Source organism: Streptomyces sp. H39-S7, assembly GCF_027158205.1.
Classification (GTDB): domain Bacteria; phylum Actinomycetota; class Actinomycetes; order Streptomycetales; family Streptomycetaceae; genus Actinacidiphila.
This window is the reverse complement of record NZ_JAPVLU010000049.1, coordinates 48,121-63,615: the sequence shown is the minus strand read 5'-3', so window position 1 is coordinate 63,615 and position 15,495 is coordinate 48,121. Positions and strand designations below refer to the sequence as shown.

At 73.2% G+C, this 15,495-nt stretch carries 16 protein-coding genes; 5 read left to right on the top strand and 11 right to left on the bottom strand.

Features of this window, described 5'->3' with window-relative positions; all coding sequences use genetic code 11:
• Positions 1-174 precede the first annotated feature (174 nt).
• From msrB to O3X23_RS34965, 4 genes are all read right to left on the bottom strand, one after another.
• Complete coding sequence (gene msrB, locus O3X23_RS34980) at positions 175-579, bottom strand: peptide-methionine (R)-S-oxide reductase MsrB (RefSeq protein ID WP_269276592.1); 405 nt, start codon at positions 577-579, stop codon at positions 175-177.
• 11 nt (positions 580-590) lie between these two features.
• Entirely contained in the window at positions 591-1,991 is a 1,401-nt protein-coding gene (murC, locus tag O3X23_RS34975; RefSeq protein WP_269276591.1) for a UDP-N-acetylmuramate--L-alanine ligase, read from the bottom strand.
• A 105-nt stretch (positions 1,992-2,096) separates the two neighbouring features.
• Complete coding sequence (locus O3X23_RS34970; protein ID WP_269276590.1) at positions 2,097-2,732, bottom strand: response regulator; 636 nt, start codon at positions 2,730-2,732, stop codon at positions 2,097-2,099.
• Entirely contained in the window at positions 2,729-4,042 is a 1,314-nt protein-coding gene (locus tag O3X23_RS34965) for a sensor histidine kinase (RefSeq protein WP_331283981.1), read from the bottom strand. Before O3X23_RS34965 ends, O3X23_RS34970 begins: the two co-directional genes overlap by 4 nt.
• Before the next feature lie 157 nt (positions 4,043-4,199).
• Here O3X23_RS34965 and O3X23_RS34960 point away from each other — a divergent pair, with 157 nt between their 5' ends.
• A complete protein-coding gene (locus tag O3X23_RS34960) occupies positions 4,200-5,270 on the top strand; it encodes an FtsX-like permease family protein (protein WP_269276589.1) in 1,071 nt (356 codons plus the stop codon).
• Complete coding sequence (locus O3X23_RS34955) at positions 5,267-5,944, top strand: ABC transporter ATP-binding protein (protein ID WP_269276588.1); 678 nt, start codon at positions 5,267-5,269, stop codon at positions 5,942-5,944. Before O3X23_RS34960 ends, O3X23_RS34955 begins: the two co-directional genes overlap by 4 nt.
• Here the strand turns inward: O3X23_RS34955 and O3X23_RS34950 are convergent.
• Both O3X23_RS34950 and O3X23_RS34945 read right to left on the bottom strand, forming a co-directional pair.
• The gene (locus O3X23_RS34950) at positions 5,941-6,408 is read right to left on the bottom strand and encodes an indole-3-glycerol phosphate synthase (RefSeq protein ID WP_269276587.1); all 468 of its coding nucleotides are present in this window, start codon (positions 6,406-6,408) and stop codon (positions 5,941-5,943) included. The genes O3X23_RS34955 and O3X23_RS34950 overlap by 4 nt on opposite strands.
• A gap of 127 nt (positions 6,409-6,535) precedes the next feature.
• Positions 6,536-7,381, bottom strand: coding sequence for a pyrimidine reductase family protein (locus O3X23_RS34945; protein WP_269276586.1), 846 nt, complete (start codon positions 7,379-7,381; stop codon positions 6,536-6,538).
• A 137-nt stretch (positions 7,382-7,518) separates the two neighbouring features.
• Here O3X23_RS34945 and zapE point away from each other — a divergent pair, with 137 nt between their 5' ends.
• Both zapE and O3X23_RS34935 read left to right on the top strand, forming a co-directional pair.
• Positions 7,519-8,655: a cell division protein ZapE gene (zapE, locus tag O3X23_RS34940; protein WP_269276585.1), complete on the top strand. Its 1,137-nt coding sequence runs from the start codon at positions 7,519-7,521 to the stop codon at positions 8,653-8,655.
• 19 nt (positions 8,656-8,674) lie between these two features.
• Entirely contained in the window at positions 8,675-9,604 is a 930-nt protein-coding gene (locus tag O3X23_RS34935) for a polyphosphate kinase 2 family protein (protein ID WP_269276584.1), read from the top strand.
• Positions 9,605-9,619: 15 nt separating this feature from the next.
• Here O3X23_RS34935 and O3X23_RS34930 read toward each other — a convergent pair whose 3' ends face one another.
• The 3 genes from O3X23_RS34930 to O3X23_RS34920 form a co-directional block, all read right to left on the bottom strand.
• Positions 9,620-9,808 carry a hypothetical protein gene (locus tag O3X23_RS34930; protein ID WP_269276583.1) on the bottom strand — a complete coding sequence of 63 codons (189 nt, stop codon included), beginning with the start codon at positions 9,806-9,808 and terminating at the stop codon, positions 9,620-9,622.
• On the bottom strand, positions 9,805-11,565 hold the full coding sequence (treZ, locus tag O3X23_RS34925; RefSeq protein ID WP_269276582.1) for a malto-oligosyltrehalose trehalohydrolase: 1,761 nt from the start codon (positions 11,563-11,565) through the stop codon (positions 9,805-9,807). Before treZ ends, O3X23_RS34930 begins: the two co-directional genes overlap by 4 nt.
• A gap of 141 nt (positions 11,566-11,706) precedes the next feature.
• Entirely contained in the window at positions 11,707-12,615 is a 909-nt protein-coding gene (locus O3X23_RS34920) for a GNAT family N-acetyltransferase (protein WP_269276581.1), read from the bottom strand.
• A gap of 177 nt (positions 12,616-12,792) precedes the next feature.
• On the opposite strand from O3X23_RS34920, the gene O3X23_RS34915 reads away from it, so the two are divergent.
• Positions 12,793-13,302 (top strand): GNAT family N-acetyltransferase, encoded by a 510-nt coding sequence (locus O3X23_RS34915; RefSeq protein ID WP_269276580.1) that lies wholly within the window; start codon positions 12,793-12,795, stop codon positions 13,300-13,302.
• On the opposite strand, the gene O3X23_RS34910 is transcribed toward O3X23_RS34915, so the two are convergent.
• Both O3X23_RS34910 and O3X23_RS34905 read right to left on the bottom strand, forming a co-directional pair.
• Complete coding sequence (locus tag O3X23_RS34910) at positions 13,245-14,393, bottom strand: low temperature requirement protein A (RefSeq protein ID WP_269276579.1); 1,149 nt, start codon at positions 14,391-14,393, stop codon at positions 13,245-13,247. The two genes, O3X23_RS34915 and O3X23_RS34910, sit on opposite strands and share 58 nt — an antisense overlap.
• 116 nt (positions 14,394-14,509) lie before the next feature.
• Entirely contained in the window at positions 14,510-15,490 is a 981-nt protein-coding gene (locus O3X23_RS34905; RefSeq protein ID WP_443048068.1) for a helix-turn-helix transcriptional regulator, read from the bottom strand.
• Between the last annotated feature and the right edge of the window lie 5 nt (positions 15,491-15,495).

Sequence of the window (15,495 nt, the reverse complement as noted above, 5' to 3'; positions counted from 1 at the left end):
GCGAAGGACTCCAGGATCGTCATGGGTACTTCATCGCCGCGCCGGTTGGACTTGACGTGACCATTGCGAGGCGCCGTGATGTGAGGTGCCTGAATGCCTGCTCGCGCCGCGTGCGGACCGGGCCGCGCACCCCCTGGATGCGCGGCCCGTGGCTACGGGATCACTCCCGGTGCGTCACTCCTGCGGAGCCAGTGTCAGCGAGATCGAGTTGATGCAGTAGCGCTGGTCGGTGGGTGTGCCGTACCCCTCGCCCGCGAAGACGTGGCCGAGGTGGGACCCGCACTTCGCACAGCGGACCTCGGTGCGCACCGCGCCCATGCTGCGGTCCTCGATCAGCTCGACGGCGGCCGAGTCGGCCGGGTCGTAGAACGAGGGCCAGCCGCAGTGCGACTCGAACTTCGTGTCCGAGCGGAAGAGCTCGGAGCCGCAGGCGCGGCAGGAGTACACACCGGTGGTCCTGGTGTCGGTGTACTCGCCGACGAAGGGTCGCTCGGTGCCGGCCTCGCGCAGGACCGCGTACTCCTGCGGGGACAGCTCCTCGCGCCACTGCTCGTCGGACTTCTCGACTTCGTACGGCATGCCGTTGCTCCTCAGTTCTGGCTCTCCAGGCGGGACAGGATGAGCGGACCGAGGTCGGTCACGTCGCCCGCGCCCATAGTGAGAACAAGGTCGCCGGGCTTCGCCATTCCGGCGATCACGTCCGGGATCGCGTCCTTGGCGTGCTCGGCCGTCACGTCGGCGCCCGCGGCGGTCGCCGCGTCGATGATCAGGGCGCTGGTGACGCCGGGGATCGGGTCCTCGCGGGCCGGGTAGATGTCCAGCACCACGGAGGCGTCGGCCAGCGCCAGCGCCTGCCCCATCTCGACGCCCAGCTCGCGGGTGCGGCTGAACAGGTGGGGCTGGAAGACCACGAGGACCCTTGCCCCGGCGGCAGCCCCCTTGATGGCCTCCAGGTCGGCGGTCATCTCGGTGGGGTGGTGGGCGTAGGAGTCGATCACCTGGACGCCGGCCGCCTCGCCCTTGAGCTGCAGGCGGCGCCGGACGCCGGTGTACTTGGCGAGCGCCGAGGCCAGGTTGCGTGCGGGGGTGCCGAGCGCGATGCCGGCGGCGAGCGCGGCCACCGCGTTGTGCGCGTAGTGCCGGCCGGGCACGGAGACGGTGAAGGTGAGCATCCGCCCGTCGAGCAGGACGGTGACCTCGCTCGTCAGACCCCGCTGGTTGATCTTGGTGATGCGCAGGTCGGCGCTCTCGGACTCACCGACAGTGACGATGTTCAGCCCGCCGATGTCGCGGACCCGCGAGGTCAGCTCGACGGCGCCCGCCTGGTCGGCGGAGACGACGAGCGTGCCGCCGGGACGGATCCGGCCGACGAACGTCTCGAAGGAGTCGTAGATCTCGTCCATCGACGCGTAGTTGGCGTGGTGGTCCAACTCGACGTTGAGGATGATCGCGACCTCGGGGGCGTACTTGTGGAAGCTGCGGTCGCTTTCATCCGCCTCCGCGACGAAGATCTCGCCGCCGCCGTGGTGGGCGTTGGAGCCGGGCGCGTCCAGGTCGCCGCCGATGGCGTACGAGGGGTCGAGGCCGAGCGCGGTGAGGCTGACCGCGAGCATCGAGGTGGTGGTGGTCTTGCCGTGGGTGCCGGCCACCGCGATCGGGCGGGTGCCGTCCATCAGCGCGGCCAGCGCGTCGGACCGGTGCACCACCGGGACGCCGCGCTCGGCGGCCGCCGCCAGCTCCGGGTTCTCCGCGCGGATGGCGCTGGAGACGACCACGCAGGTCGCGTCGGCGGCCAGATGCCGGGCGTCATGGCCGATGCGCACCGCGACCCCCAGCGCACGCAGGGCCTCGGCCGTCTCGGAGTCCTTCGCGTCGCTGCCCGCGACCTTGGCGCCGCGCTGCGCGAGGATCTTGGCGATCCCCGACATTCCGGCTCCGCCGATGCCGATGAAGTGCGGTCGGTCCATCGTGGAGGGAATGGTGGGGCTCATACGTGGATCTCCCGGGACGTCTCGAACGGCTTGCCTGCGGTCCCGATTCTCGCACTTCCCCCCGCACGCCCGGTGCAGCGCCGTCGGCACCGGGCAGGCGTCCGGTCAGGAGGCCCTGATCAGGCCGCTGCTGAGCCCGGCCGCGATGGCGCCCGTGCGGCTGTCGACGTCGAGCTTGTCGTAGATGTGCACCAGGTGGGTCTTGACCGTGGCCTCGCTGATGAACAGCCGGCGGGAGATCTGCTTGTTGGCCAGCCCCTCGGCGAGCAGCCGCAGGATCTCGCCCTCGCGCGGCGACAGGGCGGGCCGCCCGGACCTGACCCTTCCCAGCAGCCGGGCGGCGACCGGCGGCGCCAGGACGGTCTCTCCCCGCGCGGCGCAGCGGACGGCCGCGGCGACCTCCTCGGGAGGCGCGTCCTTGAGCAGATAGCCGGTGGCGCCCGCCTCGACGGCCGCCAGGATGTCGGCGTCGGTGCTGTACGTGGTCAGGATGAGGACGGCGGGCGGGTCCGGCAGCGCGGTGATCCGGCGGGTGGCCTCCACCCCGTGCATGCCCGCGCCCATCTGCAGATCCATCAGGACCACGCCGGGGTGCGGTACGGCCCCGTCGGCCAGCAGCCGCAGCGCCTCGGCGCCGTCGGCGGCCTCGCCGACCGCCTCCAGTTCCGGCAGGTCGTCGACCATGGCGCGCAGGCCACGCCGTACGACGGGGTGATCGTCGACGATCAGGATGCGGATCACCGGTCCACCGTGACCAGCGCCGGCTGTGCGTCCGGTTCCGGGACCGCCGTGCCGCCCGCGGCCACCGGCAGCGCCGCCGCGACGGCCGTGCCCTCGCCCGGCGCGGACTCGACGGTCAGGGTGCCGCCGAGCCCGGCGATGCGCTCGCGCATCCCGTGCAGGCCGAAGGAGACGCGCTCACCGGCCGCGGGCCCGGCGCCGGGGGCCTGCGGGGTGAAGCCGACCCCGTCGTCGTACACGTCCAGCGTGACCTGGCCGTCGAGGAAGGCCAGTGTCACCGCGGCGTTGCGGGCCCGTGCGTGGCGGGCGACGTTGGCCAGCGCCTCCTGGGTGAGCCGCAGCAGGGCAATCTCCGCGTCGATGGGCAGCGGGTAGGGATCGCCGTCCAGCCGGAAGACGATCTTCGGGGCGGGGTACGGGGAGGACTGCGGGCCGGATCCGAAACCGTCCGTGATGCGGCGCAGCGCCTCCGGCAGGGCGGCGTCCTGCAGGGCGGGCGGGGTGAGGTCGCGTACGAAGCGGCGGGCCTCGGCGAGGTTCTCCGACGCCGTGCGCCCGGCCTCCTGGATCCGCTCGCTCGCCGTCCCCGCGCCCGCGCCGCCGGCCCGCAGCGCGCTGTCCGCCGCGCGGGCCAGCAGCACGATGCTGGACAGCCCCTGTGCCAGCGTGTCGTGGATCTCCCGGGCCAGCCGCTGCCGCTCCGCGAGCACGCCCGCCTCGCGCTGCGACACCGCCAGCTCGTCCCGGGCCCTGGTCAGCTCGTCGATCAGCCGCTGGCGCTGCCGGCCCTCGCGGTACAGCGCCGCGTACCCGAACGCGGTCAGCACGGCGACGGCCGCGCCCGCGCACGGCCCGATGACCTTCGCGGCGGTGAGGCCGCCCGGCCCCTGCGACTGGACGACGACGATCAGCGCGGTCGCGGCGCCTACGGCCGGCAGCGACCAGCGCGGCGGCAGCACGTGCAGGTACAGGAAGAAGAGCGGGAAGACGACGTAGCTGAAGTCCCGGTCGGCCAGCAGCAGCCCGATCCACAGGACGGTCACGGCCGCGAGCCAGCCCAGCACCCAGGACCGTGAGGGATTCCGGCGCTCGCGCACCACCCCGGCGCCGTAGACCAGCCCGAGCGCCAGGCCCGGCACCAGCAGCACGACCGGTCCGCCGCCGAACGCCACGGGACCGAGGGCCACGGCGAGCAGCACGAAGAACATGCCGTGCAGGGCGGCGCGCATCAGGCGCAGGGCGGGGGTGTCCTCGGGCGTGCGGCGGCCGGTGGGCCGCCCCTGGGCCAGGGATATGCCGGAGTTGCTCACATTCACCAAGGGTACGGGGGGCCGGACGCCCCGGGCCGGGCCGCGGCATCAACCTTTCGATGGATTCCGGGACCGCTCCTCTCCCCGATGGCAGCGGCGGCCCGGCCGGACAGCCTGGGAGAACCGCAGGGCAGTCCGACCCAGGAGGGTCCAGAACGTGTTCGTCGCACTCCGTGACATCAGATTCGCCAAGGGGCGGTTCGCCCTCATGGGCGTCGTCGTCACCCTCATCACCACGCTCGTCGTGTTCCTGTACGGCCTGACGGGCGGGCTCGGACGCGACGCCTCGTCGGCCGTCGACGAGCTGCCCGTGGGCGACATCGTGTTCGGCGCCCCGGCCGGGGCCGCCGCCGAGGTGTCGTTCAGCAGCAGCACGATCAGCCCCGCCCAGGCCGCGGCCTGGGCCGGCGCCCCCGGGGTCGACTCGGCGGAGCCGCTCGGCGTCGCGATGACCCGGGCCTCCGGCACCGCCGCCGCGGGCTCGGTGAGCCTCTTCGGGGGCTCGGCGGACCTGCTGCCCCCGCTGCTCTCCGGCAGCGCCCCGCGCGACGGCCAGGTCGCGGTGAGCCGCTCGGTCGCGGACACCTACGGCGTCGGCCCCGGCGGGACGCTGGGGCTCGGCACCGAGAGGCTGACGGTGTCGGGGATCACCGCCACCCGCTCGTACGGGCACGCCGCGACCGTCTGGACCACCCTCGCCACCTGGCAGCGGATCAGCGGGCAGCGGCAGGCCACCGTGCTCGCCGTCCGGCACTCGGGAGCGGACCTCGGGGCGGTCGACGCGGCGCGGGGGACCAGGACCGTCGCGCGCGGCGACGCGCTCGTGGGGATCGACGGCTACCAGGCCGAGCACCTCAGCCTGCAGCTGATCCAGGTGTTCCTGTTCGCGGTGAGCGCCCTGGTGACCGGCGCGTTCTTCACGGTCTGGACCGTGCAGCGCAAGCCCGACGTGGCGGTGCTCAAGGCCGTCGGAGCGAGCAGCGGCTACCTGGTGCGCGACGCGCTCGCGCAGGCGCTGGCCGTCCTGGGCGGCGGGGCGCTGCTCGGCGGCGCGATCGGCGCCGGGGGAGGTGCGCTCGCCGCGTCGGCGGTGCCCTTCGCGGTCGGCCCGGCCACCGTCGCCGTACCCGTCGCGGTCATGGTGCTGCTCGGCCTGGCCGGCTCGGCCCTCGCGATCTTCCGCATCACCTCCGTCGACCCGCTGACCGCGCTGGGAGCCAACCGATGACCGCCCTCTCACTCGACTCCGTCCGGCTCACCTATCCGGACGGGGACCGCCGGCTGACCGCGCTCGACGCTGTGTCCCTGGAGGTCGCGGCGGGTGAACTGCTGGCGGTCGCCGGGCCGTCGGGCTCCGGCAAGTCCAGCCTCCTGGCGGTGGCCGCGACGCTGCTGCGACCCGACGCGGGGCGGGTCGTCGTGGCCGGCCGGGACACCGCCCGGCTGAGTGCCAAGGAGCGCACCGCGCTGCGCCGCGAGCACATCGGCATCGTCTTCCAGCAGTCGAACCTGATCGGTTCGCTGACCGCGCTGGAGCAGCTGCTCGTCGTCGAGCACCTGCGCGGCGGATCGGTGCGCGCGGCTCGCGAGCGGGCCGGGACGCTGCTCGACTCGGTCGGCCTGGACGCGGCGAAGCGCGCCCGCCGGCCGCACCAGCTGTCCGGCGGGGAGCGCCAGCGGGTGAACATCGCCCGCGCGCTCTTCGGCCGCCCGGCGGTCCTGCTGGTCGACGAACCGACCTCCGCCCTCGACCACGAACGCGGCGCGCGGATCGTCGACCTGCTCGCCCGCGTCACCGCCGAGCACGGCACAGCGACGGTCATGGTCACCCACGACCGAGCGCTCATGACCCGTGCGGACCGCGTGCTGGAGATGACCGACGGCCGGCTCTGCACCCGCTAGTCGTGCTGCGCGAAGAGCTTCAGGACCGGGACGCCCACCTTGTGCCGCGCCCGCGACGTCCAGTCGCGGTGGAAGAACTCCTCCACGAAGTGCGGAGCGGTCAGCACGATCACCTCGTCGGCGTGCGTCTGCTCGACGACCGACTTCAGCAGGTCCAGCGGGTGGTCCTCGACCACCTCGCCGACCGCCTCCGCGCCCGTGGCGCGCAGCGAGGCGAGCGAATGGCTCAGGGCCCGCTCGGCCGGAAGGGTGGCTTCCTGCCCTTCGAGCACCTCGTGTTCCTTGGCGGCGTCGTCCAGGTAGCCGAGGGCGACGTCGTCCACGGCCCGCAGAAGACGGTCCTGGTCGCCGCGCGGCTGCATGAGTACGACGAAGGAGACGGGCTCGTCACCGTGGAGTGTGGTCACGAGCTCCACATCCGCAGGGGCGAGCGGCTTCTCGATCATGAGTACGGTCGTGAACACGGACGGGTCCTTCTTTCTCGTGGGCCACCGGGCCGCCACAGAAACCACCCTGCCCCGACATCGTGCGGGGCACGCGGGATAAGTCTTCCCGTGCGACAGCAAACGGAACGGCATATTCCGCGGATTGTCAGCCGCGGGTGTAACGGGTGAACAGGAATCCGTCCTCTTCGAGGATCAGGGTCGGAGAGAACCGCTCCGGCACGGAGACGCCGGGGCCGTTCATGATCCGTGGGGCATCCCCGGCAGTCAGGAGCGGGGCGATGGTCAGGCACAGCTCATCGACTACCCCGGCGGCGGTGAACTGTGCCAACAACCTCGGACCGCCTTCGTGCAGCATCCTGGTGAGCCCCAGCGCCGCCAGTTCGCGGACGGCCCGCACCGGATCGGCGCCGGCCCCGTCGCCCGCCGTGATGACGTGCGCGCCGGCCTTCGTGGCGGCCGCCACCCGGTCGGGGGGCGCGGTGGCGCCGGTCAGGATCAGCGTCGGGACCAGCGGCGCGGTGAACAGCGGCAGCGAGAAGTCCAGGTCCAGGCTCGCGCTCAGGACGGCGATCACCGGCGCGGGCGACTGGCCGGCGGCCGCCCGCCGCGCCGCGAACGCCTCCCGCGCCTTCGCCGGCCGGTAGCCCTCCTGCCGGACCGTCCCGGCGCCGACGACCACCACGTCGGCCAGCGCCCGCAGCGTCCCGAAGATCCGCAGGTCGGCCGCCGAGGACAGTCCCTCCGACTTCCCCTCGTGCCACGCGGCCCCGTCCAGGGAGGCCACCATGTTCGCCCGCAGCCACGGCCCGGCGGCCCGGTCCGGATACGCGTAGGCGTCGGCCAGCCCGTCGAGGGAGTCCAGCGCGTCGGGGGAGGCCGGCCCGTCGAGTGGGTCCAGGGGGTCCTGCGGCGGCCGGGACCCCGGCGCGGCGGGGCTCCCGGCGGCGCCGGGGGCGGGACGGGCACTGGGCACGGGATACAGGCGGCGCATGCCCCGCAGTCTGGCACGGGGCCCTTACCGGGGCGACGACCGGACCGTCCGGGCTCCTGACGGCGGGCACCCGGAAGGGAGTGGGGTCCGCCACACTGCCCTGGCACCCCGTGCCGGAGGGACTAGGCTGAATGGTTGTGTCAACCCCTGTCTCCGCCCTCGCCCAGACCACCGGTTCCGCTTCCGCCGCCGGAGGCCCGGCCACCCTGTGCGGCCGGACGCCCCAGGTGCCCGCGGACCGGCTGGTCGCCGAGATGGTGCCGCCGCCGCGCTTCGACACCGTCCGGTTCGACAACTACCTTCCGGATCCCGACCAGCCGAGCCAGACGGACGCGGTGAAGGCGCTCAGCGGCTTCGCGGCGACCCTCGGCGGGGCGACGGCGGTCAACGGCGGCAAGAGGCGCTGGTTCCGGCGTGAGCCCCCGGCACCCGCCGGACCCGGCGGGGTCTACCTCGACGGTGGGTACGGCGTCGGCAAGACCCACCTGCTCGCCTCGCTCTGGCACGCCGCCCCGGCGCCGCGCGAGCTGAAGGCGTTCGGCACGTTCGTGGAGCTCACCAACCTCGTCGGGGCGCTCGGCTTCCAGCAGGCGGTGCGGGCGCTGAGCAATCACCGGCTGGTCTGCATCGACGAGTTCGAGCTGGACGACCCGGGCGACACCGTGCTGGTCTCCTCCCTGCTCGGCAAGCTCGCCGACGCGGGCGTGAAGCTCGCCGCGACGTCGAACACGCTGCCCGGCAAGCTCGGCGAGGGCCGCTTCGCCGCCTCCGACTTCCTGCGGGAGATCCAGGGACTGTCCTCCCGCTTCCTGCCGCTGCGCATCGACGGCCAGGACTACCGGCACCGCGGGCTCCCCGAGGCCCCGGCCCCCTGGTCCGACCGGCAGGTCACCGAGCTCGCGGACCGCACGCCGGGCGCCTCCCTCGACGACTTCGGCCCGCTCCTGGACCACCTGGCGCGGGTCCACCCCAGCCGCTACGGCGCGCTGTGCGACGGCGTCGACGCCGTCTTCCTGCGGGGCGTGCAGCCGGTGACCGACCAGGCCACCGCGCTGCGGCTGGTGGTGCTCGCCGACCGGCTGTACGACCGCGAGGTGCCCGTGGCGGCCTCCGGCACCGCGTTCGACCAGATCTTCAGCGCGGAGATGCTGGCCGGCGGCTACCGCAAGAAGTACTTCCGGGCCATATCGCGCCTCACCGCGCTCGCCCGCGACGCCGGGGTTCCCCAGGCCGAGGGCCAGGGGAAACCGCCCGGCGCTGGCGCCTCCGCCTGATCCGTCGCAGGATCAAGGCATGGCCAAGGACGGGAAGCGCGGCAAGGGCGGCAAACACGATAAGAGGGGCAAGAGCGATGGGACCGGCGGCGACGACGCCGGTCCCATCGCCGACCTCCGTTCACTGCTGCGGGTGACACCGGGCGGCGAACCGGTCCGGCTGAAGGCGCACGACTCCCGCGCCACCCCCGGCGGGCCGCCCAGCAAGAGGCAGGCGCTCGCCGAGACCGCGGAGATGGGCGTACGCCTGGCGAAACTGCAGGAACGGCTCTACGCGCAGAGCACGGCGGGCGACCCGCGCGCCCTGCTGTTCGTGCTGCAGGGCATGGACACCTCCGGCAAGGGCGGCACGGTCAAACACGTCGTCGGCCAGTTCAACCCGTCCGGGCTGCGGATGCGCGCGTTCAAGGCCCCGACGCATGAGGAGAAGCAGCACCCCTTCCTCTGGCGGATCCGCCGGGCGCTGCCCCGCCCCGGCGAGGTCGGCATCTTCGACCGCTCGCACTACGAGGACGTGCTGATCGTCCGCGTCCGGAACCTGGTGCCCCGCGCCACCTGGTCCAAGCGGTACCGGACCATCAACGCGTTCGAGCAGTCGCTCGTCGACGACGGCGTCACCATCGTCAAGATCTTCCTGCACATCGGGCACGACGAGCAGCGCGACCGGTTGCTGGCGCGGCTCGACAACCCGGAGAAGCACTGGAAGTTCAATGTCGGCGACATCGAGGAACGGGCCCTGTGGCCCGATTACCAGAAGGCGTACGAGGTCGCGCTGGAGAAGTGCTCCACCGACGCCGCCCCGTGGTACGTCGTCCCCGCCGACCGCAAGTGGTACCGGAACTGGGCGGTCAGCAAACTGCTGCTGGAACACCTGGAGCTGATGGACCCGCAATACCCGAAGGGCGATTTCGACCTCGAGGAGTGCCGGGCGCGGCTGCTCACGAGCTGACTCCCCGGACAGGCCCTACCCCGAACAGGCGGTGCGCTGCGCCTCCTGCCACTCGCAGACCGGGCACATGGTCATGCCGGGCTGCGAGGCCGGGTACTCCGTGGGCCTGCCGCACAGCACGCAGTCGGCGCGCGGCCCGTCCTGGACGACGGGCGGGGCGGGGGCCGGCTCGGGTTCGCCGGGGTCGGCGTAGCACTCGGTCACCCGTCCACCGTACTGCGCAGCACCACGGCCGCGCGGCCGGGCAGGTGCAGCACGCCGTCCGGGCCCGGCGGGTCGCAGGGGAGCCAGGCCGCGGCGACCGTGACGACCGCGGTCCTGTCGGCGAACGGGCCGGCGAGCGGGACGGCCGACGGCTCGTCCGCGAGGTTCACCGCGGTGAGGAAGCGCCCGCGCCGCACGGTGAGGACGTCGCCGCTGATGCCGATGTCGGGCGGCGGCGTCAGGAGCCCGGCGCCGGACAGCTCCGGTTCGGCCCGGCGCAGTGCGATCAGGTCGCGGTACCAGCCGAGCAGCCGGGCGTGCGGTGCGCGCCCGGGCTCCGACCAGTCGAGGCAGGAGCGCAGGCGGGTGGCGGGGTCCTGGGGGTCGGGGATGTCGTCGGCGGCCCAGCCGTGCCCGGCAAACTCGCGGCGGCGGCCCCGGGTGATGGCCGCGCCGAGTTCCGCGTCGTGGTGGTCGGTGAAGAACTGCCAGGGCGTGCCCGCGCCCCACTCCTCGCCCATGAAGAGCATCGGGGTGAAGGGCGAGGTGAGGACGATCGCGGCGGCGAGGGCGAGCTGGTCCGGGGTGAGCCGGTCGCCGGTGGCGCGGTTGCCGATCTGGTCATGGGTCTGCGAGTAGGCAAGGAAGCGGTGGGCCGGGGTCGTCGCGCGGTCCACCGGGCGGCCGTGGCTCCGGCCGCGGAAGGACGAGTAGGTGCCGTCGTGGAAGAAGACGCGGGTCAGGGTCTTGGCGAGCGCGGCCAGCGGCTCGCGCGCGAAGTCGGCGTAGTACCCCTGCGATTCACCGGTCAGCGCGGTGTGCAGGCAGTGGTGGAGGTCGTCGTTCCACTGCGCGGCCAGGCCGAGGCCGCCGGCCTCGCGCGGGGTGGTGGTGCGCGGGTCGTTGAGGTCGGACTCGGCGATCAGGAACAGCGGACGGCCGAGCGACTCGGACAGCCCGTCGACCGCTTCCGTCAGCTCCTCCAGGAAGTGCCGGGCGCGCGTGTCGACGAGCGCGTGGACGGCGTCCAGCCGCAGCCCGTCGAGGTGGTAGTCGCGCAGCCACGCCAGTGCGCTGCCGACGAGGAACGCCCGCACCTCGTCGGAGCCCGGGGCGTCGAGGTTGACGGCGTCGCCCCACGGGGTGTGGTGCCGGTCGGTGAAGTAGGGGCCGAACGGCGGGAGGTGGTTACCGGACGGTCCGAGGTGGTTGTGGACCACGTCCAGGACCACACCGAGTCCGTACCCGTGGGCCGCGTCCACGAACCGCTTGAGCCCGTCGGGCCCTCCGTAGGGCTCGTGGACGGCCCACAGCGAGACCCCCTCGTAGCCCCAGCCATGGGTGCCGGGGAACGGGCAGACGGGCATCAGCTCCACATGGGTGACGCCCAGCGCGGCCAGGTGCGGCAGGCGCCCGATCGCGGCGTCGAAGGTGCCCTCGCGGGTGAACGTGCCGACGTGCAGCTCGTACAGGACCGCGCCGGGCAGCGGGCGGCCGTCCCAGGGCAGCGTCCAGTCGTAGGCGTCATGGTCCACGACGGCGCTCGCGCCGTCCGGCCCCTCCGGCTGGCGGCGCGAGCGCGGGTCGGGCAGCGGCGGCCCGCCGTCGAGCAGGTACGCGTAGCGGCCGTCCGGGCCGGCCTCCGCCTCGGCGCGCCACCAGCCGGCGCGGGCCGGATCCGGCGCCAGCGGGTGGGTACGGTCCCCGGTCAGTACCTCGACGCGCGCCGCGTTCGGCGCCCACACCTCGAACAGCACTTACGGCTCCTCCGCTTGCTCCGTCGGGCACGTCCGTCGGCCTGCTGGGCCCTCAGTGAACTCCGCAGACCTTCATGGACCTTCGCACCCTACGGTTCGGCGGGCGGCCGGGCATCAGGGCCCGGCCGCCCGGCGGCGGGATCAGACGAAGTTGATCCGCTCCTGGGAGACCGGATAGCCCGCCTTCGCGAAGTTCGCCGCCATCGGGAAGTTGCCCTGGTCGGTGGCGGCCGCGATGCGGTCCGCGCCCTGCTCCACGAGGTCCTGCGTGCACTCGACCAGCAGGTCGTAGGCGTAGCCGTGCCCGCGCTGCTCCGGCACGACGCCGATGTATCCGATGACCCACCCCGCCGGATTCCGTGCCGGGACGTGGATGCCCGCCAACTCGCCGTCGGGGGTGTGGGCCAGCCGCCACCATGCGCGCGGTGAGGGGAGCCAGTTGAAGAAGTCCAGATTCTCCCGGGCGGCGGCCTCGGGGCCGTTCTTCCCGATCGCTTCGCGGTCGTGCGCGTCCAGGGTGCCCTCCTGGATGCGCAGCAGCACGTCCAGGACCGCCGCGTCGTCGGGCACCGGCCGGTACTCCAGCCGCCCGGTGCGCGCGGGCAGCGGGTCGTTCGCGGTCCAGGTGTAGCGGTAGCGCTCGACGAGCTGCCGGAGGCCCGCCCCGGTGACGGCGTCGATCCGGGCGCGGGCGGCGGCCAGCGACTCCGGCAGCTCGCGCCAGCCGGGCGGCAGCAGCAGGTCGTACTCGGCGTACAGCGGCGCGGCCCTGAGCAGCCGCACCCCCGCGTCGGCCTCGCCGTCGGCGAAGTCGAACCAGTCGAGCGCCTTCGGCCCCTCGTCGCCGGGGCCTCCCCACCAGGCGGCGCGGGCCACGACAACGCCGTCGCGCAGGGCGACCCAGGTCCATTCGGGGCGGTAGTCGCCGCCGTCGGCGACCATGCGGTACGGGTCGCCGAGGATGGCGCGGCCGACGAGGCCGGGGTCGGCGAGGGAGTGGAAAAGCGGTGCTTCGCCCGCGACGAGCGGACGGATGACCAGATCGGACATGCGGATCCTTCGGGAGAGTGGTGCGCTCCCGGTCAGATGTGGGACGCCCGGACGGCAGGGCGGGAGCGCGGGCAGGTGGTGGTGTACATCGCTCTCGCCTCCTTCCGATGATGATCACGGGCGTGGCCCTACCGTAGCCCGGTCCCGGAGAGCCTGTCCAGGGACTATTTTGGCCGGATGATCCAGAGCCAGGCAGTACCCGTCGTCCGGCACGCCACCAGGTCCGACCTGCCCCGCGTCGCGGAACTCGCCATCGCCCATGCCGTCTACGAGCAGGCCGACCCGCCCGCCGCAGGCTTCGCGGAACGGCTCGCCGACGCGCTCTTCGACCGTCCCGAGCCACGGCTGATCTGCCTCGTGGCGGAACTGGGGGACGGCTCCCTCGCCGGCTACGCGACCTGCACCCCCGAGTTCGCCACGTGGTCCGGCCACGAGTACCTGCACATGGACTGCCTGTTCCTCGACGGCGACCACCGCGGCCTGGGCCTCGGCCGGCTGCTCATCGACGCGGTCGCGGCCGAGGCGGTGGCGCTCGGCCTCGAGGAGGTGCAGTGGAACACCCCGGTGTGGAACGAGGGCGCCATCCGCTTCTACGACCGGCTCGGCGCCACCTCCCGGGAGAAGCGCCGCTACGCCTGGACGGTGCCGGCCGGCGCGGGCGCGCCGCGCGCGGTCAGCTCCTCGTAGCCGAAGCACAGGGCCAGCACCAGGACGGCGCCGCCGACCTGGGTGAGCGCGGTGAGGCGGGTGCCGAGCGGGACGGTGGCGGCGAGCAGGCCCGCGGCGCAGAGCCGGGGGAGGAGCGGCCCGATGCCGATGGCGCGGCGGTTGGTGGCGTCGGCGACCAGGAAGAGCGCGATGCCGCCGGCGAGCGCCCAGGCCTGGGCGTCCCCGAGGTGGTCGCCGGCGTGTCCGACGGCCGCCTTGACGCCCGCGGCGAAGAGCAGGACGCCGAGCAGCAGGCCGTAGTGGCCCAGGTTGTAGATCCGCACGGCCGCGAAGTTCCGCTGGACGGCGGGCAGTCGCGCCAGGGCGTGCTCGCCCCGCTCGTCGTCCCCGTGGCCGAAGTACGCCCACCACAGCCCTAGGCAGACGCAGAGCATCAGGACGGCGGCGCTGACCCGTCCCGCGGTGAGTTGCGCGTCACCGACGCCCACACCGATCGCGATCACGGACTCGCCGAACGCCACGATCATGATGAGGCCGTGCCGCTCGACGAAGTGGCCGCAGCGGATGGTGAACTCCCCCAGTCCCACCAGCCGGGGCGTGGCGAGCAGGATGGCCAGGGACACCGTCCACAGGCCCAGTTGGATGCCGCCCTGGAGGTAGCCGCCGATCACGACGAGGGCGGCGTTGAGGACGTTCAGGCCGCCCATGCGGGCCACCGAGCTCAGCGGCACGCCGGTGACGGCGAAGGTGCCGCAGTGCACGGCTATGACGAAGAGGTAGGCGAGGCCGAAGACGACACCGCTGCCGTCGAAGGCGTGCGGGATCGCCAGCGAGATGATCAGGAAGCCGGCCATGCCGGCGAGCATCAGCCCGCGCCGGCTGTGGGTGGTGGGCGGCATCGCGTTGGTGAGCCAGATGAACGCGTCGTACATCCACCAGATCAACGCGAGCATGATCACGACCCGCAGCAGCCCGCCCCCGTCGAGATGGTGGGCGAGGCTGCTGGTGAGCTGGGTGACGGTGAAGACGAAGACGAGGTCGAAGAAGAGCTCCAGGGGGCTGACCCGCAGGGTCTCCTGGCCGCTGGAGTCGAGGTGGTCGGTGGTCACGCCGGTGAGTATGGGCGATCTCCGACGCGAGCGGGAACGGAATGGGCAGGTCCCCCAGGGGACTTGTTCCTTTCGGCGGTCTCGACACCGTTCGGCTGTCCGTGCACCCCGGGGCGCTACCGCGGCCGGACGGCCGGCGCCGTGGTCCAACTGGCGAGCAGCGCCAGCCGTTCGGCCGTCGTGGAGCCCGGCGCCACGGTGTACGCGACGAGCGTCTGGTCCGGATCGCCGGGCAGCGCGAGCGTCTCGTAGCCGAACTCCAGGTCGCCGACGACCGGATGGGCGATCCGCTTCACCCCGTACGTCTTCTCCGCGACGAGGTGGTCGGCCCACAGCCGCCGGAACTCCTCGCTCTTGAGCGACAACTCGCCGATCAGCGCGGCCATCCGCTGGTCGTCCGGGTGCCGTCCCGCGTCCAGCCGCAGGTACGCGACGGTCTCGGCGGCCACCGCGTTCCAGTCCGGGTACAGGCCGCGCGCCTGCTCGTCGAGGAAGACCGACCGGGCGATGTTGCACTCGCCGTCGGGGTACTCGGAGAATCCGCAGACCGCGTCGGCGAGCGCGTTCCACGCCAGGGCGTCCATCCGCCGCCCCAGGACGAACGCCGGGCCGCTCATCATGTCGAGCAGCAGCCGCAGTCCGGGCCGTACCCGCAGGCTGGGGCGCGACGCCGCCCGGGCGGTACGGGCCGGCCGGGCCAGTGCCCGCAGGTGCTCCTGCTCGGTGTCGTCGAGCCGCAGCACCCGCGCGATGGAGTCGAGTACGGCGTCGGACACGTTGTGGCCGCGGCCCTGCTCCAGCCGGATGTAGTAGTCCACGCTCACCCCGGCGAGCTGGGCGACCTCCTCGCGGCGCAGCCCCGGCACCCGGCGTCGGCCGTGCGACGGCAGCCCCACGTCCTCGGGCTGGATACGGCCGCGGCGCGACTGCAGGAACCCGCTCAGATCACTGTCCATGCGCAGCAGCCTAGGTCGTCGGCCGGAAGCCTGCCTGGTTCTGGCAGACCCAGGAAAACCACAGCCCTGGGTAGCCCCCGCGACCGGCCGCAGAGTGGAGCACGTCAGCAGGACACCCCGCACCACCACTTCAGGGAGCACCTCGC

Bases quoted from the DNA above. Each gene is read 5' to 3' on its own strand.
- O3X23_RS34915 (WP_269276580.1), top strand. From the start codon at position 12,793: ATGATCCAGAGCCAGGCAGTACCCGTCGTCCGGCACGCCACCAGGTCC.
- murC (WP_269276591.1), bottom strand. From the start codon at position 1,991: ATGAGCCCCACCATTCCCTCCACGATGGACCGACCGCACTTCATCGGC.
- msrB (WP_269276592.1), bottom strand. From the start codon at position 579: ATGCCGTACGAAGTCGAGAAGTCCGACGAGCAGTGGCGCGAGGAGCTG.
- O3X23_RS34955 (WP_269276588.1), top strand. From the start codon at position 5,267: ATGACCGCCCTCTCACTCGACTCCGTCCGGCTCACCTATCCGGACGGG.
- O3X23_RS34920 (WP_269276581.1), bottom strand. From the start codon at position 12,615: ATGTCCGATCTGGTCATCCGTCCGCTCGTCGCGGGCGAAGCACCGCTT.
- O3X23_RS34935 (WP_269276584.1), top strand. From the start codon at position 8,675: ATGGCCAAGGACGGGAAGCGCGGCAAGGGCGGCAAACACGATAAGAGG.
- O3X23_RS34945 (WP_269276586.1), bottom strand. From the start codon at position 7,381: ATGCGCCGCCTGTATCCCGTGCCCAGTGCCCGTCCCGCCCCCGGCGCC.